Genomic DNA, 26666 nt, shown 5'->3' on the forward strand with positions numbered 1-26666 from the left:
CATACAAGCAATTGCTTGTAATTGTTCAAATTGATTGCTCAAGAAGGAGCTGGATTTACAAGAATTTCTTTTCAATGATATCCATAAAACGGTCTTCGTAATCTTGTTTTCCAACCCAATTGTTATAATCTGGTTTCACCATTTCAAGAACAAAGTCGCGAGTTTCATAAAAAGTATTGAAAGAGTTCAACTGACTTAAAACTCTGTTGTAATCTTCGCTACTGTTCCCAAAAAGATGCTTGATAAATGCCAAACGATCATTTAAATCGATGTTTATTCCTTTGGCCAATTTATCGTTTAATGAAACCGCTTTTACAGCTGGTATTTCATTTGTGCTTTCTGCAACAGGCTCTGGCGTTGTGTCAGGTTCAACAGCAACTTCCTCCTCGATTTCAAGGTGCTCTATTGCTGGAGTATTTTCAACTGCTTGTTTTTTTACAAAAAGCGTATCATGGTAATCACCTCCTAATAAATCCTGAAAAGAAATCTGAATAGGTTCTTGATTTGCTTTTTTAGGAGTTTCTTCAACCGTTTCTATCTCATGTGAAAGTTCAAATGCTGGCTTAAACTCTGCTTCAATTACTGGCTGCTCTACTTCTATTTCTAAATCGGTTGAGGCCTCTGGTTCTGGAATTTCTTCGAAAATTTCTTCCTCGGCATCTGCATTCGTTTCTTCGGGAGCTACTTCTATAAATTGTTCCTCAACTGCCTGCTCTTGTTCTGGTTCTTCTAGTACTGGTGTTGTTTCTTCTAGCGGTGTCACTTCTTCTAGAACCTCTTGATTTACTTCTGGCTCAGGAACTAGATCATCTGTAGGTTCAACAATAATTGTATTTTCGTTATCAACTGCAACAGTTTCAATATCAATTGGTGTATCTAGTTTTTCAAAAACTTCAACTACTTGGTCTGTCATTGCAGCAAGTCCAATAGTAGGTTTTACATCCCCAAAATTCTCCTCCACAAAGCGTAAAACAGTAAGTTTTTCATACAGTTTTTGGGTCTCAAAATACAATTGATTGATGTCGGATTTATTTTTTAGCTGTAATATTCGGTGTGCAATGCTGATCAAATCGGCTTCCAATTTCTTTTTCATAACTGTTGACATTATAGCGTTTTAGGTGATTTTTATTGTTTTGTAATTTGTTTTGGGCGCTTTGTTTTATTGTTTCAAAACCCGTTTCTAGAAATCTGATACTTTTATTTTTTTGAAATAAGTGTTCCCGAATCCCGGATTTGATATAAATTGTATACTTTTGAAACGACGTAAAAGTATAAAATTTTTAAGTCTAAAATTCTATTACAAAGTAATAAAAACTATTCATTTTTTAAGTCAGAAAAAAACAAAATGTTTCTCGAAAATACAGTAAATCACAAAGAACAATTTGGTTGGATCGAAGTCATTTGTGGCTCCATGTTTTCGGGTAAAACCGAAGAGTTAATCCGTCGTTTGAAAAGAGCGCAATTTGCCAAGCAAAAAGTAGAAATTTTCAAACCATCAATAGACACGCGCTATGACGAGGAAATGGTGGTTTCGCATGATTCCAATGAAATTCGCTCTACACCGGTTCCTGCTGCTGCAAATATCGCTATACTGGCACAAGGTTGTGATGTGGTGGGCATTGACGAAGCACAGTTTTTTGATGATGAAATTGTAAAGATTTGTAATGATCTTGCTAATCAAGGAGTCCGAGTGATTGTTGCAGGATTGGACATGGATTTTAAAGGAAATCCCTTTGGACCTATGCCTGCCTTAATGGCAACTGCTGAGTATGTAACGAAAGTGCATGCGGTGTGCACTAGAACTGGAAATCTTGCCAACTACAGTTTTCGTAAAACCGATAATGACAAACTGGTGATGTTAGGTGAAACCGAAGAATACGAACCATTGAGCCGAGCTGCTTATTATCATGCGATGCGAAAAGATCAAGAGAAAAAATAAAACTCCTTTCCCTTCCCGACGTTTCGGGACTCTCCGAAGGAGAGGGAGCTGGTACCAAGTTAAAAAAACAAACCCTTTAAAAATTTTGAAAGGGTTTGTTTTTTAGTTAAAAATAGATTCTAATTTAAAATCCAATTCGGGAAATAATTTACTCTTAATCGTATCTTCTTCAATTAACGGATGCATTCCTATGAATTCATTATCTTTTAATACATAAATAAAAACTGTTTTGTCCGCTGGGTTTACAATCCAATATTCAAGAACTCCAGCTTCTTCATATAAATCAAATTTATATTTCATCTCTTTGTTAGAATTCCCAGGTGAAAGAATTTCTATAACCAAGTCAGGAGCACCAATAGCACCACGTTCATCTATTTTGGCATCATCACAAATAACACACAAATCAGGTTGTACAACGGTATAAATTTCTTGATCTAATTTCGATTTCTTTTTATCTATCAATCGAACATCAAATGGAGCAGCGAAAAGATTGCAAGGATGTGGTTTGAAAAAATTATAAAGCCTACCTGCTAACTCCATAGATATTCTTTGATGCGTAGTACTTGGGGCTGGACTCATCTTAAATATCTTTCCTTTTATCAATTCTAGTTTTTCTTGAAATTGCCAAGTTAAATAATCCGCATAGGAATAGGTTTTATTTAAATCTAACTGGTTTATGTCCGTTATCATGATACTTCTTTTTTTTCAAAGTTACTAAAAATCCATACTCCTTTGTAACACACCTAAAATTGAATTTGTCAAAGCAACTAAATCTAAAATCGTAAATCAACAATCTAAAATCAGCAATTTTACATTTTCTTCCTCATTCTCGCTACCGGAATATCGAGTTGCTCTCTGTATTTTGCAATCGTTCTTCTTGCAATTGGATACCCTTTTTCCTTAAGAATTTCGGCCAACTGATCATCTGGAAGTGGTTTTTTCTTGTCTTCTTCCTCAATGGTGTTCTGTAGAATTTTTTTGATTTCCAATGTCGAAACATCTTCTCCCTGATCATTCTTCATGGCTTCTGAGAAAAACTCTTTAATCAATTTGGTACCATACGGCGTTTCTACGTATTTACTATTGGCCACACGTGAAATGGTAGAAATATCAAGACCCACCATATCTGCAATGTCTTTTAGAATCATCGGTTTCAACTTGGTCTCATCGCCATCAAGGAAAAATTCTTCTTGATAGTGCATGATGGCGTTCATGGTTACAAATAAAGTTTCCTGACGTTGACGAATGGCATCAATAAACCATTTAGCCGAATCCAGTTTTTGTTTGATAAATTGCACTGCATCTTTTTGCTGCGCTGATTTATCGCGGGAATCTTTATAGGTTTGCATCATTTCCTGATAATCTTTGGAAACGTGCAGTGATGGAGCGTTACGTCCATTAAGAGTTAACTCCAGCTCGCCATCTACAATTCTAATGGCAAAATCAGGAACTACATTTTCGGTTACTTTGTTGTTTCCGGTAAACGAGCCGCCTGGCTTTGGATTCAGTTTCTCAATTTCGTGAATGGCTTTTTTAAGCTGTTCATTAGAGACACCATACTTTTGAAGTAATTTATCGTAATGTTTTTTAGTGAAGGCATCAAACTGGTTTTCGATGATATCAGTAGCTAATTCCACATACTCTGTTGGAGTTTTGTGCTTGAGTTGCAACAAGAGGCATTCTTGCAAATCTTGCGCACCTACGCCTGATGGTTCTAGTTCATGAATAACATGCATCATTTTTTGGACCATTTTTTCATCGGTGTAAATACCCTGAGTAAATGCCATATCATCAACCATATCCGCTATACTGCGGCGGATATATCCCATATCATCAATACTTCCAACCAAAAATTCAGCAATTTCGCGCTCCTCATCATTCAAGATAAAAGTATTCAACTGATTGATTAAATCTTGATGAAAACTTACTGGCGCTGCAAAAGGTGTTTCTCGCTCGTCATCATCGTCACTATAATTATTTGCCTGAGTTTTGTAATCAGGTGTTTCATCGTTACTTAAATATTCGTCTATATTGATATCTTCAGCATCAATTCGTTCTGATTCGGCATCATCATAATCATCATAATCTTCGTTTTCAAACTCGTCCTTCTCGTAATCATCTTCTTCTTTTCCGGATTCGAGTGCCGGATTCTCGTTCATTTCTTCGAGTAAACGTTGTTCAAAAGCTTGCGTAGGCAATTGAATTAACTTCATCAGCTGGATTTGCTGTGGAGATAATTTTTGTGATAATTTTAAATTTAAGAATTGCTTTAGCATAAAAAAAGGGACTGAGTTACTGAGTAACAAAGTTACGAAGTAACGTATTTTGATGAATTATAATTATTTTTTGTATTTCTGTTTTAAAACTTTGAACCTTTGTGACTTTGAATCTTTTAATTAAAATTCTGCATTCATTGGTGTTCTTGGGAAAGGAATTACGTCACGAATGTTAGTCATTCCTGTTACAAATAACACCAATCTTTCAAACCCAAGTCCAAAACCAGAGTGAACTGCTGATCCAAATCTTCGTGTATCTAAGTACCACCACAATTCTTCTTCATCAATTCCTAAGGCTTTCATTTTTTCTACCAAAACATCAAAACGCTCCTCACGCTGAGATCCACCTACTATTTCTCCAATTCCAGGGAAAAGGATATCCATAGCGCGAACGGTTTCTTTTCCTGGTTCTGTATTGTCATTCAAACGCATGTAAAACGCTTTAATATTGGCGGGATAATCAAACAAAATTACCGGACATTTAAAGTGTTTTTCTACCAAGTAACGCTCGTGCTCACTTTGTAAATCAGCACCCCATTCGTTAATGATATAGTTGAATTTTTTCTTTTTGTTTGGTGTAGAATCTCTTAAAATATCAATAGCTTCCGTGTAAGAAACGCGTTTGAAATTGTTCTCTAAAACAAAATTCAATTTGTCTAGCAAAGCCATTTCACTGCGTTCTGCTTGTGGTTTTGATTTTTCTTCTTCTAACAAACGACCTTCTAAAAATTTCAAATCCTCCGGACATTTGTCTAAAGCATATTTTATCACATATTGAATAAAATCTTCAGCTAAGTCCATGTTGTCATTCAAATCATTGAAGGCAACTTCTGGCTCAATCATCCAAAACTCCGCAAGGTGTCGCGAAGTATTTGAGTTTTCGGCTCTAAATGTTGGTCCAAAAGTATAAATCTGACCCAAAGCCATTGCAAAAGTTTCTCCTTCTAGTTGTCCAGAAACTGTCAAGTTGGTTTCTTTCCCAAAGAAATCTTCTTTGTAATTTACTTTTCCGTCCTCGGTTCTTGGTGTTCCGTCAAATGGCAAAGCAGTAACTTTAAACATTTCACCAGCACCCTCAGCATCAGATCCTGTGATAATAGGCGTATTGACATATACAAAACCTTTCTCTTGAAAATAGCTGTGAACTGCAAATGATAATACTGAGCGTACTCTCATAATAGCTCCAAAAGCATTAGTACGCACGCGTAAATGAGCGTTTTCACGCAAAAACTCTAGCGAGTGTTTTTTTGGCTGCATTGGGAATTTCTCAGCATCAGAGTCTCCTAAAATCTCCAATTTTGCAACTTGAATTTCAAATTTTTGACCAGCTCCTTTGCTTTCTACCAAAGTTCCTGTTACAGACACCGCTGCACCAGTCGTGATTCTTCTTAAAGTTTCGTCTGGCGTATTTTCAAAATCCACCACGCATTGAATATTATTGATAGTTGAACCATCATTCAAAGCGATAAATTGATTGTTTCTAAAAGTTCTCACCCATCCTTTTGCATTTACTTCATGAAGCGTCGTTGTACTGTTTAGTAAGTCTTTAACTTTTGTATGTCTCATTTTATGTGAATTGTTGATATTAAAAATTGTCTCGTGAATGAACTGCAAATATAAATGATTTGTTTGAAAAGTCCTTGTAACAATTTGGGTAATCAGGAGCTATTTCCCGCTATTCATTACAATCTTATTGTTTTTTGCAAGCAACAACAATAAGGATTTCCATTTCTATCGGGGCTAGGGAGCTAGTTTTAGGACATATTTTAGATTAATAATTCGAAGTATCTTCTTTTTGAAGCCGTTTAAAAACTTGGCTATCCGCACAACACTTTGTATTTTTGCCCCATGAACGACAATTTTGTAACAGAGTATTTCGGCATTGGCATCCAAAACGGTAAAACACCCGAAAATCTTGGTGTATTGTGGCGCACCGCCCAAAACCTGGGTGCAAGTTATATTTTCACCATAGGAAATCGATATGCCAAGCAGGCTTGCGATACGCACAATGCTGTAAAATCTTTACCGTATTTTCATTATGAAAATTTTGATGATTTCTACAACAACTTACCCAAAGGTGCTCGCTTAGTAGGCGTGGAACTTGATGAACGCGCTACCGATTTAGAAACATTTGAACACCCTAGACGCTGTGTCTATTTATTAGGAGCTGAGGATAACGGACTCTCTAAGGCGGCTATGGCCAAATGCCATCATTTGGTCAAATTTAAATCAGAGAAAAGTTTAAACGTATCTGTTGCAGGCAGTATTGTACTTTACGATCGTGGCCTTGCAAAACCAAGATCGTAAAGCATGAAGTGAAATTCAAATACTGATTTAATTTATTTTTTTTGTTCTAATTCGTCAATTTCAGCATCACTAGGTTCAATGATGTCAATTTTAGGTTCAATAAAATCTTGTTCGTTTGCCAATGTTTTATTTAAGGTGAGCACCAATGCAGGTAGTAACATTAAATTAGATAGCATTCCGAACAATAATGTTAAGGAAATCAATCCTCCAAGGGCAATAGTACCTCCAAAACTAGATAACATAAACACTGAAAACCCAAAGAACAAAACAATAGAGGTATAAAACATACTCAAGCCGGCATCCGTAAAAGTGGCGTACACTGATTTGCGAATCTTCCAGTTATTTTTCTTTAATTCCTCTCGATATTGCGATAAGAATCGGACGGTGTCATCTACTGAAAGTCCAAACGCAATTCCAAAAACCAATATCGTTGATGGTTTTAATGGAATATCTAGAAAACCCATCAGTCCAGCGGTAAGCATCAACGGAAGTAAATTTGGAATAATAGAAACCAAAACCATCTTGAACGAACGGAACATAAATGCAATTAAAAGTGCCGTTAACAAAAAAGCAAATGCTAGCGAAGAAAGTAAATTATCTAGCAAGTAACCCGTTCCTTTTTGGAAAACCAAAGCTTTTCCTGTAATGGTTACTTTATATTGATTGGCCGGGAAAATCTTGTCTGCCTTCTTGCGAATTTCAGCTTCTATTTTAGCAATCTTATCGCCACTTTCATCACGCATGAAAGTAGTAATTCGAGCATATTGACCGGTTGCATCCACATAGCTTTTCATCACATTATCTTTTGAATTTTTAGTCGAATTTTTAGCATACGATAAAATAAAAGATTGTTCCTGTGAGCTAGGCAATTCATAGTAATCTGGATTTCCGTTGTAATACGCTTGCTTTGAGTATTTCACAAGATTGACAATTGAAATGGGCTTAGACAATTCTGGAACCTCATCAATAGCTTCCTCAAGTTCCTCCATTCGCTTCAGGGTAGACAATTTCATAACCCCTTTTTTGCGCTTGGTATCAATCATAATTTCAAGCGGCATCACTCCATCAAACTCTTTTTCAAAAAAAACAATATCCTCAAAAAAGGCTTCTTTCTTAGGCATGTCCTCTATTAAACTTCCCGAAATTCGCATTTCATAAATCCCTATAATGCTCACGACTAATAACGTTACAGCCACTACATAAATAGAAAATCGATTGTATTTTACATTTCTTAAAATCCAATCCATGAAAACTTTAACGTAGTTGCGATCCAAGTGCTCAATGTGACGCTCTTTTGGTGCTGGAATAAAACTATGAAAAATAGGGATTACTATAATGCACAAAAAGAAAAGTGCCATAATATTGATAGATGTTACCACTCCAAACTCTAATAACAATTGATTGTTTGAAGCAATAAAGGTTGCAAAGCCTATGGCTGTTGTAAGATTAGTCATTAAAGTTGCCATTCCTACCTTTGTAGTAACACGTTGTAATGCTTTAGCCTTATTATGGTGAATTTTATATTCTTGATGATACTTATTGGTCAAGAAAATACAATTCGGGATTCCAATTACGATGATTAAAGAGGGAACTAAGGCCGTTAAAACCGTAATTTCATAATTCAACAATCCTAAAAACCCAAAAGACCACATCACACCAATTATTACAATAATCATAGATATTAAAGTGGCTCTAAAACTTCTAAAAAAGAAAAAGAAAAGCAATGAAGTAACCAGTAAAGAAGCTCCTATAAAAATGCTAATTTCATCCGTAATGGTTTTTGCATTCAAGGTCCTGATGTATGGCATGCCCGAAACTCGCAAATCAATTCCGGTTTCTTTTTCAAAAACTTCGACTGCAGGGACTAGTTTTTCTAAAATAAAATCTTTTCTGGCAGCTGTGTTTACAATTTTCTTGTCCATGTACACCGCAGAACGAATACTTCCTGATCTTTTATTAAACAGCAAACCCTCATAGAAAGGCATATCATTGATAAGTTCCTTCTTTATGGTTTGCAAATAGGCAGGATCCAATGTTTTATTTTGATCAATAAAAGGAACCAGTTCAAAGGTTTCTAGGGAATCATTTTTTTGAAGTTTTTTTAAATCATTAAGAGATACCACAAGATCTACAGCGGCATCCTTTTTTAAAGAATTCATCATTCTAGACCAAGAAGCGAATGCCTTTGGGGTGAATATAGCATCATCTTTGACACCTATAATGACAAGATTCCCTTCTTCTCCAAATTTATTTAAAAAAGCATCGTACTCAACGTTTACAATATTGTCATTAGGCAATAAATTTGCTTCAGTAAAAGTAAAATGAATATTTTTCCATTGTAATGCTAAAAGCGCCGTAATTACAGCAATAATAGACAGCATTAAAATTCTATTCCTAAGGACTATACGAGCAATTAACTCCCAAAATCCCAAACTAAACCACTTGATCATATTTCCTATTTATTGGGCGCAAAGGTAATTAAATCGACTACAAATCATGAGTTATACACAAAAGTTTTTTGCGTGTTTACAGTATTTTAAGTGCTGTTTTTTATATTTACAATTAATTAATTTTCAGATGTAAAAATTATACATTTGATTTCATCATCTTTGTTACTTTTAAAAAAATATTTTGTATCCTAAGCCTATGAAAAAGCATAAAAACTCCATTTTTTATTTGATGGTAACCAGTGTGTTTTTCTTTTTGATGTATCTCATTATCAATAAAGGAAAAACGCTCGAAGCTAATGAAACAATTGTATCCCCAATGAGTGATAAGGGATCTTGGGGAGATTTCATAGCCTCTATGCTTCATAATTTTCAGGATCCATTGGCCATATTACTGGCGCAAATCATAACTATTATACTGGTAGCACGCATATTTGGATGGGTTTTTAAAAAAATAGGCCAACCATCAGTAATAGGAGAAATTATTGCTGGTATTGTTCTAGGACCATCTTTACTGGGTTTGTATTTTCCTGAAGTATCTGCAGCATTATTTCCCGTTGCTTCTCTTGGAAACTTAAAATTTTTAAGCCAAATAGGACTTATCCTTTTTATGTTTGTAATAGGTATGGAGCTGGATTTAAAAGTTTTAAAAAACAAAGCCAACGAAGCTATTGTAATCAGTCACGCCAGTATTATCATTCCGTTTACGCTAGGTATAGGACTCGCCTATTTTGTGTATAATCAATTTGCTCCAGAAGGAGTGAAATTTTTGTCTTTCAGTTTGTTCATGGGTATTGCACTGAGCATTACTGCTTTTCCAGTACTGGCGCGAATTGTGCAAGAAAGAGGCATACATAAAACTAAGTTAGGAGCCATTGTTATTACCTGCGCTGCAGCTGATGACATTACTGCTTGGTGTATTTTAGCAGTAGTAATTGCAATTGTAAAAGCGGGAACCTTTGTCAGTTCACTATACATTATCATGCTTGCAGTACTTTATGTTGCTGCGATGATCTATATCGTTAAACCTTTTTTAAAGAGAATTGGTGATCTATATGGAACCAAAGACAGTATTGTAAAACCTGTTGTAGCCATCTTTTTTTTAGTGTTAATTGTATCCTCTTATGCAACGGAAGTAATTGGAATTCATGCTCTTTTTGGAGCTTTTATGGCAGGAGCCATCATGCCAGATGTACCTAAATTTAGAACCATATTTATAGAAAAAGTAGAAGATGTTGCCCTAATTTTACTCTTACCTTTATTCTTTGTTTTTACTGGATTAAAAACTGAAATAGGACTTATAAACGACCCTTATTTATGGAAAATAACGGGTTTCATAATTCTTGTAGCCGTTGTAGGTAAGTTTTTTGGAAGTGCACTAGCAGCTAAATTTGTGGGTCAAAGTTGGCGCGATAGTTTTACGATAGGCGCCTTGATGAATACCCGAGGATTGATGGAGTTGATTGTATTAAATATTGGTTTGGAGCTCAAGGTACTTACTCCTGAGATATTTACAATGATGGTAATTATGGCATTGGTCACTACTTTTATGACAGGACCTGCACTTGATTTAATCAACTATATTTTTAAAACCAAAGATAGCGGTGAGCATGTAGAATCTTCAGATGACACAAAGTTCCGTATACTGATTTCTTTTGGGAACAATGAAAAAGGAAAATCGTTACTTCGAATTGCAAATAGCTTGGTAAAAAAACAAAAAAATACCGCTGTTACCGTTATGCACCTGTCTCTGAGTGATGAAGTACATAGTTTTAATTTAGAGGACAAAGAAAAAAACAGTTTTCACCCTTTGGTTGAAGAATCTCAAATTCTAAAACAAGAAATCACGACCATCTTCAAGGCCACCACAGATATTGAAACTGAAATTGCTGATGTTGCTAATCAAGGAGATTATGATTTACTGCTGATAGGTTTAGGAAAATCTATTTTTGAAGGTACTATCCTAGGGAAAGTTATCGGGTTTACCACCAGAATCATTAACCCTGATCGTTTAATAGATAAGTTTACTGGTAAAGAAGGCTTGTTTGAAAATTCACCATTTGATGAAAGAACAAGACAAATCTTATCCAAAACAAAAATGCCAATTGGTATACTTATTGACAAAGATTTACAACAAGTAAACCAACTTTTTATTCCCATTTTTAGTTCTGAGGATTATTTTTTAATGGACTATGTTCAAAAATTAATTTACAATAATAATTGCAAAATTATACTTTTAGATGTCAATGGAAAATTAAATGCTAATTTTGTGATGAATAGCGCCATCCAATCACTAGAGCAACAATTCCCTAACAACATAAGCTTAATCACCGATAAAATCATTAAAAAAGAGTTTCTAGATCAACAAGATTTAATGCTAATTAGCCTTGAGAGCTGGAAAGTATTGGTAGATTCAAGAAGCACCTGGTTGAGTGGTGTTCCATCCGTTTTAATTGTAAAACAATAATTATGAATTGGGTCTTATTAGTAATCGGTGGTCTTTTTGAAATAGGTTTTGCAACCTGTTTGGGCAAAGCCAAAGAAAGTTCAGGTACTACAGCAACAGTATGGTTAATAGGGTTCTTAGTGTGCTTATCTATAAGCATGCTATTACTTTATAAAGCCTCACAGACATTACCCATAGGAACTGCTTATGCCGTCTGGACAGGAATTGGCGCAGTAGGAACAGTTCTTGTTGGGATTTTTGTATTCAAAGAACCCGCTGATTTCTGGAGGATATTTTTCATCACCACCTTAATAAGTTCCATCATTGGATTAAAATTGGTATCTAGTCACTAATATTTACATGACTGTTAACCCAATTAGGATGAAAAATGATTACTTATCGTACTTTTTAATTTCAAAATTCTCACCATCAAAAACGCCATAGGTAAAATACACAATCCAATCTCCTAGGTTGACATACTCGGCATTTTCGCCAACGGAAACTTTCATCGGTAAATGACGGTGACCAAAAATAAGGTAATTGTAGTGCTTGGTTTCTAGTTTTCTTTTGGAATACAGAATAAGCCATTCTTTGTCTTCGCCAAGAAAAGTCACATCTTCATCACCCGAAATCAGTTTGTTTTTGACCGATAAATATTGTGCCAATTTCACGCCAATATCCGGATGCAACCACCTGAAAAGCCATTTGAAAAAAGGATTAGTAAATACTTTTTTCATGCGTTTGTAACCCTTATCACCAGGACCTTTACCGTCTCCGTGGCCAATAAGGAATGTTTTGTCTCCAAAAATGTATTCTTGATTGTCATGAAAAACTGGAATATTCAATTCTTTTTGAAAGTAATCAGCCATCCACAAATCATGATTTCCCACGAAGAAATAAATAGGAATTCCAGAATCACGAAGTTCTGCTAGTTTTCCCAAAACACGGATGAAACCTTTTGGGACAACGGTTTTATATTCGAACCAAAAATCAAATAAATCGCCTAATAAAAAAAGAGCTTCGGCATCAGTTTTAATTTCGTCCAGCCACGCTACAAACTTTTGTTCTCGTGGATAACTCAGCTCAGGCGTAGGAGCACCAAAATGCTGATCGGATGCAAAATATATTCTTTTGTTGTTGGGTAATTGCATGAAGTTACAAAATGGATTTTACATTATCACTGGCATACCATTCTGCAAAAGAGGATTCGGTCTCTTGTAATTTTAACGAAAACAGCGCAATACCTTCTGGAAGTCTATTACTGATGCGTTGTGCAAAATCGATAACCATGTTCTCACTAGTAGGTTGATAATCCACCAAAATTACGTGATGCCCGCGGGTAATTAGTTCTTTCGCCAAATCAACATGAGGTGTTGTTCCGTTAAAAACTGTAGCGTGATCAAACTGATCTACAATTTCTTCTTTTACAATTTTCTTTAAATCCGTAAAGTCAATTACCATTCCGAATTTCACATTAGAACGGACTGTAATTGGCGTCCCAATTACGGTTACTGACAATTTATAACTATGTCCATGAACATTTTTACATTTGCCATCGTAGCCATACAAGGCATGACCGGTCTCGAAACTAAATTGTTTTGTAATTCTGATATTGCTCATCGGAGTTTAATTTTGATGCAAATTTAGTGATTTTTTGACTTGTAGTAAAAGCTTTGTTCATCAAACCACTTGAATGCTAATAAAACCAAAAGTTTAAAAAAAACCATAGAGAAGAATAACGCGTTAAATCCGACTAAAATTTACAATAAATTAACATACCGATTCCGTTGCCAATAATATTAGTAATATATTTGACCTTCAAATATTTGAACACAAATAGGATCATTTTGTCTACTCAATATTAGCACAAAACCTATTATGATTTAATTATTTGAATGAAACTAACTAACACTTATTTATTATTTTTTCTATGAAAAAAACTTTACTCTCTAAAAATGCTTTGCGTTCTTTATTTTGGTGTTTTGCTATAATGACTTTAATGTTGCCTGGAAAAGGGTTTGGGCAATTATTAACAGAAAATTTTAATTATACTTCATCTACAACATTGATTTCTAATGGGTGGACTGCTTCGAGCGGAACAGGCACAAATAATCTTACTGTAAATGGCACGGGTTTAACTTATGCAGGCTCTATCACTAATGGTATTGGAAATAGTGTAGTAATGGCTTCTAATGGAGAAGATGTTGGGCGAGCAGTAGCAAATACAACTACAACTGCATATGCCTCTTTCCTAGTTAAGGTTAATACTGCGCAAACTGGCGATTATTTTATTGGAATATTATCGGGAACAGGATTTATCTCAAGAGTATATGTTAAAACAACAACGGGAGGCTATCTTTTTGGGTGTTCAAAAGCAACTGGAGCGGTTACTTATGACACATCAGTTAGAGCTCTTGGAAGTACTTACTTAGTTGTTGTTAAATATAAGGCCAATACTGCATCCACTTCAGATGACGTTGTTGACTTATGGATTAATCCTGCACTTGGAGGAACTGAAAGCACACCTACCGCAACAGCAAATCTCGGTACAGATCCTACCTTAGCAGCAACGACAGGTGTTTTTATTAGACAAGGAGGCGCTACTACAGCATCGACACAAGAAATAGATGGAATAATTTTAGGTACTACTTGGGCGAGTGTAACTCCATCATCAGCACCTATTGTAACCGCTGCTTCCCAAACAGGAACTGTCGGAACTGCTTTTTCATATAACATAGTGGCAACTAATTCGCCAACTTCTTACGCTGTTAGTAGCGGAACTTTGCCTGCTGGTTTAAGTTTAAACACGACAAACGGTATAATATCTGGAACTCCAACAACAGCCGAAACACAATCTCTAAGCGTAACAGCTACTAATAGCAGTGGTACTAGTGCACCAGCAATTTTAAATTTTAATATAAGCGCTGCTGGCTTAGCCTCGCAAACTATCACTTTTGGCGCACTAGCAGCAGCAACTTACGGTAACGCAACATTTGGTTTAACAGCAACTGCGAGTTCAGGTTTACCAGTAACCTATGCAAGTTCCAACACGGCAGTTGCAACAATTTCAGGAGATACAGTAACAATTGTAGGTGCGGGATCGACCAACATTACAGCATCACAATCTGGAAACGGAAGTTATAATCCTGCAGCAGACGTAGTTCAAACCTTAACGGTTAACACCAAGTCTCTGACAGTGCCAGATGCTGCTGCGGTCTCTAAAACTTATACTGGAAATAACACTGCAAGCATTACCGGAACATTGTCCGGTGTTATTAATAGCGATGATGTAACGTTTACAGGAACTGGTACTTTTACTGATGTAAATGTAGCAAATGACATAACAGTTACTTCATCTAGTACTCTAGGGGGTTCAAAAGCTAGTAACTACATGCTTATACAACCAACTACTCTTTCTGCTAATATTACTCCTGCAAGCCAGACCTTAAATTTCGCTGCTACGGCTCAAAAATATACAATTAGTCCTGATTATAGTAGCGCTACCTCGGCTACTTCCGGCATCAATTCTATATCTTATACTAGTTCTAATCTTGGCGTGGCCACTATAGTTTCTGGGATGATTCACATTGTAGGTGTAGGAACCACTACCATAACTGCGTCACAAGCTGCAAGCAGAAACTATACAGCCGCAGCTGATAAATCACAACTACTTACCGTTGTTTCAGCTCCAATCGCGGGATGGGATTTCGCAGGAGTAGCCTCGACAGGAGTTAGTGCTTTTGCTGCTACAACTTTCAATAGTGATTTACTTTCAGCTACCGGAGCAAGTGATATTACGCGCGGAACGACTGCACCTTTAAGCACTGGAGCTAATAGTTTTAGAACTGTCGGATTTAAAAATGACGGTATAGCAACTACAAATACTGATTATTTTCAAGTAACTTTAAGCCCTACTGTTGGAAAAATAGTATCACTTACTACTATTGACACTGATCTAATTGGAACAAGTACTTATGCTGCAAGTCCTGGAGTAACTTCACAATTTGCTTATAGCCTAGATGGCACTAACTTTACATTGATTGGTTCTCCTCAAGTAATTATTGGAACGCCTCAAACTCTAGCTCAAATTGATCTTTCGGGAATTCCAGCATTACAAAATATTTCAAACGGGACTACGGCTACACTTCGTTATTATGCAAGTGGCCAAACTACAACAGGAGGTTGGGGCCTTGCATCAGGAACGACCACAGGGGCTTTTGGATTAGCAATTGGCGGATCAATTGTTACCACATCTACTACATGGAATGGTTCATCATGGAATAATGGAATTCCATCAGCTACTATAGATGCAATTATTGAAGGAGCTTATTCTACAAGCACAGACGGCACATTTACTGCCAAAAAATTAACTGTAAATTCAGGAAAATCTTTGACAATAAACTCTGGAACAAACCTCACTATTCAAAACGAAATCATAAATAATGGCACCGTTACATTAGAAAATAATGCCAACTTAATCCAAGTAGACAATACTTCAAACACAGGTGAAATCACTATTAATAGAAACGGAGCTTCACTGATGCTTTTGGATTATAGTTTATGGTCTTCACCAGTACGCGGTCAAAAATTAAAAGCTTTTTCACCTAATACTTTAGACGACCGTTTTTACACCTACAATCCAATTACAAACATCTACGTTCCCTTAGCTGCTCCAGCTACTACTGATTTCGCATTAGGAAATGGGTACTTAATTCGTGTTCCAAATGATCACCCTACTACTCCTACTATCTGGAATGGTGTGTTTAAAGGAGTTCCAAATAATGGAGACGTCACCATCACTGGTTTAACTTCGGATATGTTTAATGCAGTAGGAAATCCGTATCCATCTACTATAAGCGCTGATGCTTTTATCACAGCAAACAGCATTACAGAGCCATTGTATTTTTGGAGAAAAACAAATGCTGCAGCAGGAACTGCTTACGCCACTTATACAATGGCAGGAGCAGTTGGAACACCAGGTAATGGCGGAATCACGCCTAACGGAACTATTCAAGTAGGACAAGGATTTATTGTAAAAACAACTTCAAATTCAGTTGCATTTGCTAATACAATGCGTACTGCCAATACTGCAAACCAAATACTAAAAACTACTACAACTGAGAAAAACAGAATCTGGCTGAATCTATCTAAAGGTACTGAACCTGTGAACCAAATGATGGTTGCTTACATGGATGGTGCCACTAGCGAAATTGACAATACATTAGACGGAAGATACATCAATGATAATGAAACTGCTCTAACCAGCTCTTTAAAAGGTGAAGAATTTGTTATTCAAGCCAAAGGATTACCATTTGATTCTAGTGACATTGTTCCATTAAGTTTTAAAACAGAACTTGCAGGTAGTTTTACCATTGACATAGACCACGTAGACGGTTTGTTTTTAGGCAATCAAGAAATTGTACTTAAAGATTTAAAATCAGGAACGGAGCAAAACTTAAAAAAAGGTTCTTACACATTTAGCAGTGAAGCGGGAACTTTTAAAAATCGTTTCGAAATTGCTTTCAAAAACAACCAAACTTTAGATATCAGCACTCCTAACTTTGATGAAAATAGTGTAATTGTATTCAATCAAAATGGAGCGTTAAACGTATCTACAGGAAAAAATGCTATCAAAAACATCCGCGTTTTTGATATAAGAGGCGTTTTAATTGCAGAACAAAAAGAGGTAAATGCAAATACGGCAAGTATCAAAAACGTTACGGCAAGCAAACAAGCTGTTTTAATCCAAATTACTTCAGAGGATAATAAAACCGTAACTAAAAAAGCTATTTTTTAGGCTGTAGCCAATAAAAAACAGATACTGGAATTAAAATTTTAAAATTAAATCATGAAAAACATAGTAATACGATTTTATATCGTTGCTTTATTTATGCTGTCTAGTATTACCATGCTAGCACAAACTCCAGGCGACACTGATGGTACAGCCGACGGACTAGAAGGAGCTGATGCTCCTGCAGCACCAATAGATGATTACCTTTTGCCAATGGCACTAGGTAGCTATTTTTGCGGGATATAAATATCCTAAAAACACAGCTCAAAAAACAGTTTAAATAGAGTTGATTCTAAAACTGTAACCCAATAAAAACCCCCGAAAAATAATTTTCGGGGGTTTTGCTATTTTATATTGAGATACAAACTCATTAATTTGAATGACTCCTTATTTCATTCTATTTTTTAAACTGTGCCAAAGCATTTTTTGTAAAATCAGAAAGAACTAACTTCCCCGAAATAGCGGCACGATCTAATAAAAGCGTGTCCCAATTTTGTGTTCCTTCCCACAGTACTTTTTTCATTTCCAGTAATGCCTCGGGGTTATAACTTGACAAAGTGTTACTGAATTTACTTACCTCAAGATCCAGCTCCTCTATAGTGTCACAAACTACTGCATATAGTCCTTTTGATTTGGCCCATTCAGCCGACTTCCATTCTTGTGCCGCCAGAGTCATTTCGGACATTGCAGTCTTCCCTATTTTTCGGGTCACAGCAGGTTCAATTACAAACGGACCTATTCCTATGGCCAGTTCTGATAATTTTATAGCGGCATGCTGCGTAGCCATCACGTAATCACAAGCCGATGCAATTCCTACTCCACCTCCTACTGCTTTCCCATGCACTCTACCTATAATAAGCTTAGAACAATTGCGCATGGCATTTATCAAGTTTGCAAAACCAGAGAAAAAATGTGTACCAGCAGCCTCATCTTGTACTGCAAGCAGCTCATCAAAAGAAGCGCCTGCACAAAACGCTCCAGTACCACTACTTTGAATCACAATCACAGACACGTTTGAGTTTTGGTCTAATATGCTAAATTCAGCTGTCAAGCGATTTAATAGTTCTCTTGGAAAGGAGTTACTCGAGGGATGACTAAAAGTTACCGTTGCTACTCTATTATTGATGCTGGTCTCTAAGGAACCCATTGCGTTTTCAGAAATCATACTTTTTTTGGGTAAAGTTAAAAAAAGTAATGCGGAATTCATCAACTCCTTGTAAGAATGAATTTATCTTTAAAATTTGTTTTTTCCTAGATTTAAATACTATATTTGCGATCACCTTGGGGGATTAGCTCATTTGGCTAGAGCGCTTGCCTGGCAGGCAAGAGGTGATCGGTTCGAATCCGATATTCTCCACCAGTACAATTAAGCCTTACAGCAATGTGAGGCTTTTTTATTTTATATCACTTTAATATTAAAGTTTTTTTGATTTCAAAACACAAAAAAACCGTAATATCTACTAACCAGCTATTACGGTTTTTTTTATAAATCTAAGCAATAACCTCAAAACCTACTTATGATAATTGACTTTACCTACAGTCCTCATAATCCTAACAATTTTAGACTTACGATTGTTAATGTATGACGAGGAACTAGTTGCTGAGTACTTCCGAGGATTGGGTAATATGGCAGCTATACCCGCAGCTTGCTTCGGGGTCAAGCTTGAAGCTCCTTTTCGGTACCAGTGTTCGGCTGCAGCTTGCGCTCCGTAAACACCATTACCCATTTCTATACTATTAAGATACACCTCCATAATGCGTTCTTTACCCCATATTTGTTCAATCAAAACTGTGAAATACGCCTCTAAACCTTTTCGCAAATAACTACGGCCTTGCCATAAAAATATATTTTTTGCAGTTTGTTGGGATATGGTGCTACCCCCTTTTATACGGCGACCTCTCTCGTTACTTTTATAGGCTTTTTGCATAGCAACAAAATCAAAACCATTGTGCGTTAAGAACGTCCCATCCTCACTAGCAATAACTGCTTTTTGTAAATTCATGGAAATATTCTCAATGGGCTCCCAGTCGTGACTGAAAAAAACTTCCTTGCCAGCAACTTTATTTTCAAAAACTCTAATAACCATCAACGGCGTAAACGGTACAGGGACAAACTTGAAAAAAACCACAAAAAAAAGAGATAGCCCAAAAAACCAAAGCAACGTTTTGAGCAAAAACCTACTGATCTTAGTACCAATAGAACTTGTGTTTTTCTTGACAGGTTGTTTGGATTTTTTTGGTGTAATTCGTGTTCCCATTATAGTAAATCTGCTAATTCTGTACCTATTAAACTCCCTATTGCCACACCCATTCCTCCTAGACGCACACCGCAATATACGTTGTCTGAAAGAGCAGAAACAATGGGATTCTTACTTGTTCCTATTCCCATGATTCCGCTCCAGCTATGCGCTATTTTAAAATCATGATTTGGCAAAATTACTTCTTTTAAGAGTTGTTCCAATTTTTTTTGTACAATTTCTGTCTGACCAAATTCAGTGGTATTTTCTGTTGCAAAATCTAGATTTCTGCCACCACCTAATAAAATCCTATTGTCAATATTCCTAAAATAATAATAACCTCGGTCTAAATGAAAAGTTCCCTTAATATCTAAATCAGCAATGGGCTCTGTAATTACAACCTGAGCTCTTGCTGGTTGCACAGCATTTTGTGTTAATTTTTGAGCAAAACCATTAGTAGCAAAAAACAATTTTTTGGTACTAAAACTAAACGATCCTAAAGCTACAGCAACCTGGTTTCCAGTATCATGAAAATCGGTAACTGTTTGTGAGTTAAGGATTAAAATATTCTTTGCTATCGCCTCTTTGAGCAGGGCATGCATCATTTTTCCGGTATCAATTTGTGCCTCAAAAGGATTAAAAATCAAGTATTCGTGTATTCCTTTAAACCCAAAACGATCTATTTCTTTTGCAAAAACATCCGATTTAAACAGAGGCTTTAAAACTTCATTGATAAAAGGAAGTTTCCCCAAACAGTCCTGAAAAACATCTTGGTCTCCTTCTAGAAAAAGCTCATAACCGCCATGAGGTTTAAAATAAATGGCAGCATCCCCAAGTTTGTTTCTAAGTAATTGTAGTCCTTGCCATCTTTTCTGTATCAATTGAACAACTTCTTCCTCTGTATGTGTTCTTAAATCGTCTATAATCTCCGAAAGACTACCAAAACAAGCAAAACCAGCATTCTTAGTGCTTGCTCCCTGTGGCAAAAACCCTTTTTCAAGAACTAATATCTTGCTGTCTTGAAACTTTTCGCGCAAGCGTAAGGCCGCATGCAAGCCCACGATACCACTTCCTACAATGGTATAATCTACATTGGTAAACCAGTTTTTCAATTCCCAGTAACTCAGGTCCATTTCGAAATTTTTTTATAAAAATAATACTTTTTAGGAGCTAATCCCGCTATCCGTTACAATCTTTCTAGTCTTACACACATTTCAGAGACCTGAAATACATGTAAGACTAGAAAGGATTTCCACTGCTATCGGGGCTAAAAAGACTCCGTTTAAAGACAAAAATCAGAAAAAAAGAGCTATTTTTAACATCCTAAAAAAGCAATTTTACTCATGAAAAAAACACTTTTTATATCCTTAGTAATGATCAGTTTAAATACAATGGCACAAAATACAATGACTCCAGAATTACTCTGGAAACTAGGTCGAGTAACCCCTCTAGGAATCTCCTTAGATGGAAAAAATGTGATTTACAAAGTAAGCACGCCTTCTGTTTCAGATAATAAATCGGAATCAAAAATGTATGCGCTTCCCTTACAGGGTGGAAATCCTACTGAAATTAAAGATACAAAAGACATTCTGAAAGACAAAAATATTTCGCCAGATGGGAAATACGTGGTGTACCACGAAGAAGTAAAAGTTGAAAAAGTACTCGGGAAAGATTTTTATCCAGAACTTCAAAAATCAGACGTACAAATCTACGATGGATTGAATTACCGCCATTGGGACACTTGGAATGAAGGCAAATACAACCATGTTTTTTTTAAAGAAAATAAGGATAGTGCATTAGGAATTGACATCCAAGAAGGAGAAAATTTTGATAGTCCACAAAAACCTTTTGGTGGTGACGAAGATTATATTTGGTCGCCAGACAGCAAAAATATTTATTACGTGTGCAAGAAAAAAGCAAGTACTGAATATGCTATTTCTACCAACACCAATATCTTTGAGTACAATCTAGAAACAAAAAAAACAACAAACATAACCGAAGAAAACCAAGGTTATGATACTACTCCACAGTTTTCACCAAGCGGGAATTTGACATGGCTGCAAATGAAACGCAATGGCTATGAAGCGGACAAAAATGACATCATTGTCCTTTTTAAAGGAATAAAAATAAACCTCACCGCAAATTGGGATGGCACAGTGGATCATTATATGTGGAGTGCTGATGGAAAGAAAGTGTATTTTGTAGCCCCAGTTGATGGAACGAAACAACTTTTTGAAGTGAATTTTCCTGGCGCAACACGCATTGCCATAACCGTTCGTCAACTAACTGAAGGTGATTTTGATGTGAATGATCTTATTGGTTTAACTGGTGAAAACATTCTCGTGACACGCACCGATATGAATCATGCTTCAGAAATATATTCTTATAATTTGAGTAAAAACACTTGGAAACAACTATCGAATGTTAACACCGCTACGTACTCCACTTTGGCGCTAAGCAAAACAGAGAAACGATATGTAACCACTACAGATGGTAAAAAAATGTTAGTTTGGGTGGTGCTTCCACCTAATTTTGACGCTTCAAAAAAATACCCGACACTCTTGTATTGCCAAGGCGGACCACAATCTGCATTGACTCAATTTTATTCCTACAGATGGAATTTACAATTAATGGCGGCTAATGGATATATTGTGGTAGCTCCTAATCGTCGTGGAATGCCTGGTCATGGAGTAGCTTGGAATGAGGAAATCAGTAAGGACTGGGGCGGACAGGTTATGGATGATTACCTATCAGCCATTGATGCTGTGGCCAAAGAAAATTACGTAGACAAAACTAGATTAGGATGTGTGGGAGCGAGCTATGGTGGGTATTCTGTTTTTTATTTGGCAGGAATTCACAACAACCGTTTCAAAACATTTATCGCCCACGATGGGGTCTACAATACTCAAAGCATGTTTGGGACAACCGAAGAAGTTTTCTTTAGCAATTGGGATTTTGGTGGAGCTTATTGGGAGAAAAACAATGCCACTGCTCAAAAAACATACACCACATTCAACCCGATGAATTTAGTAGAAAAATGGAACAAACCTATTTTAATCATTCAAGGTGGAAAAGACTTTCGTGTACCAATAGGACAAGGACAAGAAGCTTTCCAGGCGGCTCAACTACGCGGTTTAAAAAGTAGATTTCTATACTTCCCCGAAGAAAACCATTGGGTATTAAAACCACAAAATGCTTTAGTTTGGCAAACTGAATTTTTCAAATGGCTTAAAGAAACTCTATAAATAATAGTACAAGTAAAAACCTCACCTCCCAGTGAGGTTTTTTTTGAGTTACGATTTTGAATATTTTGATTATCTTAACTATAATGTATCTTGCAATTTTTAACTTTGAAAATGGATCAAAAAAAAAGCTACATCCCTGTAAAAGTTTTTCTAGGCTACCTTCTGTTAGTACTCCTCTTTGGTAGTGTTGGGTGGTTTTTATACTCCGAAAACAAAAGTTTCACTCGACCTGAAAAAAGTATTTCTGATAAAAATGATGCTGTATTAAAAGTTAGTACTGTATTATCTGACTTATACAAAACAGAAAGTTTGGCTCGAATAGCCATTCAGTCTGATTCAGAAACTGATTTTAAGCAGTACGTAGCTAAAACCAGATCCTTGACTATTGCAATTGACTCCTTGAAAACTGCTGTGTCTACGCCAGACCAAGTACAATTGCTGAATAGTGTTCAGATTTTGTTGTCTAAAAAAACCAAAAACATTCTACAGTTAAAAGCCATAAAAAATAAAACCGAAGATGAAACCGCTGTTAGCAGTGCCATAACCGACTTGACAAAAATGGAGTCTTCCATGCGGAAGCTACAATTAGAAGATTTTGTAAAAAATCCAGCGGAAATGGCCGATTATCAGCGCAATGTTTTAAAAAAATATGTTGCTTATTTAAACCAAAATATCCCTGATGATAGTAGCAACACTTTAAGCAAAAAAGAATCAGACTCTATTATTAGTACTTCAAAAATGCTTTTAAATCAAGTAAAAACGGAGACCGCAAATAAAAAAAATTTACTGATCCTAGAGGAAAATAAACTACTTCAAAACGGACTTTCTATTTCTGAACAATTGCGTAAAGTACTTGAAACAATTGAAAGAGAAATTATTGCGAACACAGCGAAAAACTTTACTGAAAGAGAAAAATCATTACAAAAAACCAATCAAATAGTCACGAGTGCAGCTATTATTGGGCTGGTATTGACGCTCTTATTTTTAATTCTTATTTTAAATGATTTTTCAAAAACACAGTCCTATAAAAAACAATTAGAAACTGCTAATCTCAAGGCAAAAAAACTACTAACCAGCAGAGAACAACTGATTTCTACGGTGAGTCATGATTTAAAAACACCGTTGAGTACGATTGTAGGTTACACAGAGTTATTAGGAAACTCAGACTTAAGCTCGAAACAATTGCATTTTACGCAGAACATCAAGGGTTCAGCTGACTATATTTCTAAACTAGTTCAAGACTTGCTGGATTTCACTCAAATTGAAGCTGGAAAAATTACTATCGAGAAAATCCCTTTTTCACTGCCTGAAAGTATAAAAGAATTCAGCACCAGCATACAAGCCGTTTACGCTCATAAAACAATAGAATTGCTACTGGATATTGATTCGGATTTAGAACAAAGAATAATTGGAGACCCTTTTAGATTGCGACAAATAATATCAAACATCGTTGGGAATGCGTTCAAGTTTACTGAAAAAGGTTTTATTAAAATTACCGCAAAAGCGAACAAAAAGTCCAAAATAATTACAATCCTAATTGAAGATTCAGGAATAGGAATAGCGACAAAAAATCAAGAATTAATTTTTGAAGAATTTACACAAGCAGACGATCAAATTGAAAAAAAATATGGCGGAACCGGCCTTGGCCTAACCATCTCTAAAAAAATGGCTAGTATTTTAGGTGGTGATTTAAACTTAAAAAGTGAATTAGGTAAAGGAAGTATCTTCGAAATTCAAATTCCGTTGCGATATGACACGACAACGCTAGATCATTTATCTGCTCCAGCAAACGAATTGCAAAGCAAGCGAATTGCAGTTCTTATTGACGACGATCAGAACCTATTGCAATTAACTACCGAAGTATTGCAACAACATAACTTTGACGTACATCCTTTTGGCAAAGCAACTGAGGCACTGAACTGGATTGAAAACCAGGCATTTGACCTAATTATAACCGACATTCAAATGCCTGTTATGGATGGATTTTTATTTATCAAAGAACTACAAAATGCCCAAAAAACCAATTATGACAAGCAACCTATTATTGCCGTTACTGGTAGAAATGATTTGATTCTAGAGGAATATACAGAAGCTGGATTTATTACAGTGGTAAGAAAACCGTATTCGCCAAAAATATTGCTTAATACCATACATGCAATTTATAATAACAGCGAAATACCGAATCAAAAAGTAAAAAATAAAAAGACCAAAACTCCTGAGAAACTATATTCATTAAAAGAACTCAAAGCTTTTTTACCCGATGATAATCAAGGTCTTAATGATATTTTGCAATCTTTCATGTCTGGAACACTTGAAGCTATGACCTTATTAGAACAAGCAGTACAGAAAAACAACCGTATTGAGATTAACGAACTTGCTCATAAAATGAATCCAATGTTTAAGCAAATCAAAGCAGTACACATTAGTACTATTTTAGACCACTTGGAAAACAAAGACACTACTAGTGAAGAATTTCATGCTTTGGTACTGGATTTAAAAGATAAAATACCGGTACTTTTTGCACTTTTAAACAAGGAACTGCATTAACTGATATCGTATAGCTTTAGTTTATTATATAATGTTTTTCTATTGATCTTAAGCAATTTAGCCGCTTCTGTTTTATTGTTATTTGTCCTAGATAAGGCTTCTAGAATAGCTTCCTTTTCGTTTTCTGATAACGAAAAATCATCACTTAGCTTGTCTGTACTTTGAAAAAATTCTGCTGGTAATGCTTCTTTCTCTACAAAATCTCCCGCTGTTAAAAGCGTAGCGCGCTTAATACAATTTTGTAATTCTCTTAGATTTCCTGGCCATCTGTAATTTTGAAAAATACTCATGACCTCTGGGGAAAATCCAATGACATTTTTTTGTAGTTCTTGATTTGCTTTTTCAAGAAAAAAATCAGCAAACAGCATTAAATCTTCATTTCGTTCTACTAAAGAAGGAGAATGAATAGAAAACTCATTGATTCTATGGTACAAATCTTCTCGGAAATCTCCTTTCTTAACCGCTTCCCTCAAGTCTTCATTGGTAGCTGTAATAATTCGGATATCCACAGCAATTTCTTTATTGCTTCCTACAGGTTTTATTTTTCTTTCCTGTAAGGCTCGTAAAAGCTGTATTTGATTTTCATAGGAAAGATTTCCTATTTCGTCTAAAAAAATGGTTCCATTATTTGCTGCTTCAAAAAAACCAATTTTATCTTGAATAGCTCCTGTGAAAGAACCTTTTACATGACCAAAAAATTCACTAGCTGCTAACTCTTTGGGGATTGATCCACAATCAACAGCAATGAAATTGGTATTTTTGCGGGCGCTATTTTCATGAATACTTTTAGCAATCACCTCTTTTCCTGTTCCGCTTTCGCCAATGACCAATACAGACATTGTAGTGGGACTTACCAATTGTATGTACTCTGCAAGCTTTAATGAAGCTTTTGAAATGCCTTTTACAAAAGTATTACTAGATTTCTCTACAGGTTGTTTTACTTTTTTAGGACTCTTTTCGGTTGTAGTGGGTATTGTATTTTCATCCTGTCGCAATGCATTTGCAATTACCAACAGAACTTCCTCCGGATTAAAAGGTTTTGAAATATAATCTGCTGCGCCATTTTTTATTGCTTTAACTGCCGTACTCACATCGGCATATCCAGTCATTAGTAATACGGGAACGTCAGGAAAGATTGCTTTTATTTCAGACATAAGTAAAACTCCATCAAAATCTGGTAGTCGTACATCTGTGATTACGAGGTCAAATTCATTAGTTTTCAATATAATCCTCGCTTCAGCAGCTGAAAATGCAGTAACTACTTCAAAAGATTTTTTAACTAGAAATTTTTCTACTAACTTACAAAAAGGCACATCATCCTCTATCAACAAAATTTTAGCCATTGTGTTTTAAACTTTACTGCTAAATTAAAGTTATTTAAATAGTATTTTGCTAATTATTTCAAAAAAAGAGAGACTGTTAAAAACAATC

At 35.8% G+C, this 26666-nt stretch carries 19 protein-coding genes and 1 tRNA gene; 9 read left to right on the forward strand and 11 right to left on the reverse strand.

The annotated features are described in order from the left end of the window. Nucleotides 1-55: 55 nt before the first annotated feature. Nucleotides 56-1093: a hypothetical protein gene (locus DNC80_RS04750; RefSeq protein ID WP_182649656.1), complete on the reverse strand. Its 1038-nt coding sequence runs from the start codon at nucleotides 1091-1093 to the stop codon at nucleotides 56-58. A 252-nt stretch (nucleotides 1094-1345) separates the two neighbouring features. Here DNC80_RS04750 and DNC80_RS04755 point away from each other — a divergent pair, with 252 nt between their 5' ends. Next, nucleotides 1346-1939, forward strand: coding sequence for a thymidine kinase (locus tag DNC80_RS04755; RefSeq protein WP_182649658.1), 594 nt, complete (start codon nucleotides 1346-1348; stop codon nucleotides 1937-1939). A gap of 102 nt (nucleotides 1940-2041) precedes the next feature. Here DNC80_RS04755 and DNC80_RS04760 read toward each other — a convergent pair whose 3' ends face one another. From DNC80_RS04760 to asnS, 3 genes are all read right to left on the reverse strand, one after another. Then, a complete protein-coding gene (locus tag DNC80_RS04760; RefSeq protein ID WP_182649660.1) occupies nucleotides 2042-2629 on the reverse strand; it encodes a Uma2 family endonuclease in 588 nt (195 codons plus the stop codon). Between the two features lie 119 nt (nucleotides 2630-2748). Further along, nucleotides 2749-4215 (reverse strand): RNA polymerase factor sigma-54, encoded by a 1467-nt coding sequence (gene rpoN / locus DNC80_RS04765; protein WP_182649662.1) that lies wholly within the window; start codon nucleotides 4213-4215, stop codon nucleotides 2749-2751. 120 nt (nucleotides 4216-4335) lie between these two features. Beyond that, entirely contained in the window at nucleotides 4336-5781 is a 1446-nt protein-coding gene (gene asnS, locus DNC80_RS04770; protein ID WP_182649663.1) for an asparagine--tRNA ligase, read from the reverse strand. A gap of 282 nt (nucleotides 5782-6063) precedes the next feature. Between asnS and DNC80_RS04775 the strand changes: the two genes are divergently transcribed. Next, a complete protein-coding gene (locus tag DNC80_RS04775; protein WP_182649665.1) occupies nucleotides 6064-6522 on the forward strand; it encodes an RNA methyltransferase in 459 nt (152 codons plus the stop codon). A 32-nt stretch (nucleotides 6523-6554) separates the two neighbouring features. Here the strand turns inward: DNC80_RS04775 and DNC80_RS04780 are convergent, their stop codons facing one another. Beyond that, the gene (locus tag DNC80_RS04780; RefSeq protein ID WP_182649667.1) at nucleotides 6555-8972 is read right to left on the reverse strand and encodes an RND family transporter; all 2418 of its coding nucleotides are present in this window, start codon (nucleotides 8970-8972) and stop codon (nucleotides 6555-6557) included. Between the two features lie 196 nt (nucleotides 8973-9168). Between DNC80_RS04780 and DNC80_RS04785 the strand changes: the two genes are divergently transcribed. Together DNC80_RS04785 and DNC80_RS04790 are read left to right on the forward strand one after the other, a co-directional pair. Further along, a complete protein-coding gene (locus DNC80_RS04785; protein WP_182649669.1) occupies nucleotides 9169-11436 on the forward strand; it encodes a cation:proton antiporter in 2268 nt (755 codons plus the stop codon). A 2-nt stretch (nucleotides 11437-11438) separates the two neighbouring features. Continuing rightward, nucleotides 11439-11768 carry a multidrug efflux SMR transporter gene (locus DNC80_RS04790; RefSeq protein WP_182649671.1) on the forward strand — a complete coding sequence of 110 codons (330 nt, stop codon included), beginning with the start codon at nucleotides 11439-11441 and terminating at the stop codon, nucleotides 11766-11768. 39 nt (nucleotides 11769-11807) lie between these two features. Here DNC80_RS04790 and DNC80_RS04795 read toward each other — a convergent pair whose 3' ends face one another. Beyond that, nucleotides 11808-12566: a UDP-2,3-diacylglucosamine diphosphatase gene (locus tag DNC80_RS04795; protein WP_182649673.1), complete on the reverse strand. Its 759-nt coding sequence runs from the start codon at nucleotides 12564-12566 to the stop codon at nucleotides 11808-11810. Between the two features lie 4 nt (nucleotides 12567-12570). Next, nucleotides 12571-13035: a 6-carboxytetrahydropterin synthase gene (locus DNC80_RS04800; RefSeq protein WP_182649675.1), complete on the reverse strand. Its 465-nt coding sequence runs from the start codon at nucleotides 13033-13035 to the stop codon at nucleotides 12571-12573. Between the two features lie 310 nt (nucleotides 13036-13345). Here DNC80_RS04800 and DNC80_RS04805 point away from each other — a divergent pair, with 310 nt between their 5' ends. Together DNC80_RS04805 and DNC80_RS04810 are read left to right on the forward strand one after the other, a co-directional pair. Further along, nucleotides 13346-17212 carry a YDG domain-containing protein gene (locus DNC80_RS04805; RefSeq protein ID WP_182649677.1) on the forward strand — a complete coding sequence of 1289 codons (3867 nt, stop codon included), beginning with the start codon at nucleotides 13346-13348 and terminating at the stop codon, nucleotides 17210-17212. 51 nt (nucleotides 17213-17263) lie between these two features. After that, complete coding sequence (locus DNC80_RS04810; RefSeq protein WP_182649679.1) at nucleotides 17264-17452, forward strand: hypothetical protein; 189 nt, start codon at nucleotides 17264-17266, stop codon at nucleotides 17450-17452. A gap of 151 nt (nucleotides 17453-17603) precedes the next feature. Here the strand turns inward: DNC80_RS04810 and DNC80_RS04815 are convergent, their stop codons facing one another. Then, the gene (locus DNC80_RS04815; protein ID WP_182649756.1) at nucleotides 17604-18371 is read right to left on the reverse strand and encodes an enoyl-CoA hydratase/isomerase family protein; all 768 of its coding nucleotides are present in this window, start codon (nucleotides 18369-18371) and stop codon (nucleotides 17604-17606) included. 118 nt (nucleotides 18372-18489) lie between these two features. Between DNC80_RS04815 and DNC80_RS04820 the strand changes: the two genes are divergently transcribed. Continuing rightward, a tRNA-Ala gene (locus DNC80_RS04820) sits at nucleotides 18490-18566 on the forward strand. 151 nt (nucleotides 18567-18717) lie between these two features. Here DNC80_RS04820 and mtgA read toward each other — a convergent pair. Next, a complete protein-coding gene (mtgA, locus tag DNC80_RS04825; protein ID WP_182649681.1) occupies nucleotides 18718-19464 on the reverse strand; it encodes a monofunctional biosynthetic peptidoglycan transglycosylase in 747 nt (248 codons plus the stop codon). Further along, nucleotides 19464-20576 carry an FAD-binding oxidoreductase gene (locus tag DNC80_RS04830; RefSeq protein ID WP_182649682.1) on the reverse strand — a complete coding sequence of 371 codons (1113 nt, stop codon included), beginning with the start codon at nucleotides 20574-20576 and terminating at the stop codon, nucleotides 19464-19466. Before DNC80_RS04830 ends, mtgA begins: the two co-directional genes overlap by 1 nt. 210 nt (nucleotides 20577-20786) lie before the next feature. On the opposite strand from DNC80_RS04830, the gene DNC80_RS04835 reads away from it, so the two are divergent. Together DNC80_RS04835 and DNC80_RS04840 are read left to right on the forward strand one after the other, a co-directional pair. After that, a complete protein-coding gene (locus tag DNC80_RS04835; RefSeq protein ID WP_182649684.1) occupies nucleotides 20787-22688 on the forward strand; it encodes a S9 family peptidase in 1902 nt (633 codons plus the stop codon). Between the two features lie 111 nt (nucleotides 22689-22799). Beyond that, nucleotides 22800-25235 carry an ATP-binding protein gene (locus DNC80_RS04840; RefSeq protein WP_182649686.1) on the forward strand — a complete coding sequence of 812 codons (2436 nt, stop codon included), beginning with the start codon at nucleotides 22800-22802 and terminating at the stop codon, nucleotides 25233-25235. Here the strand turns inward: DNC80_RS04840 and DNC80_RS04845 are convergent. Further along, nucleotides 25232-26578, reverse strand: coding sequence for a sigma-54 dependent transcriptional regulator (locus tag DNC80_RS04845; RefSeq protein ID WP_182649688.1), 1347 nt, complete (start codon nucleotides 26576-26578; stop codon nucleotides 25232-25234). The genes DNC80_RS04840 and DNC80_RS04845 overlap by 4 nt on opposite strands. Between the last annotated feature and the right edge of the window lie 88 nt (nucleotides 26579-26666).

The organism is Flavobacterium sp. SOK18b, from assembly GCF_014156605.1.
GTDB classification, from domain to species: Bacteria; Bacteroidota; Bacteroidia; order Flavobacteriales; family Flavobacteriaceae; genus Flavobacterium; species Flavobacterium tiangeerense.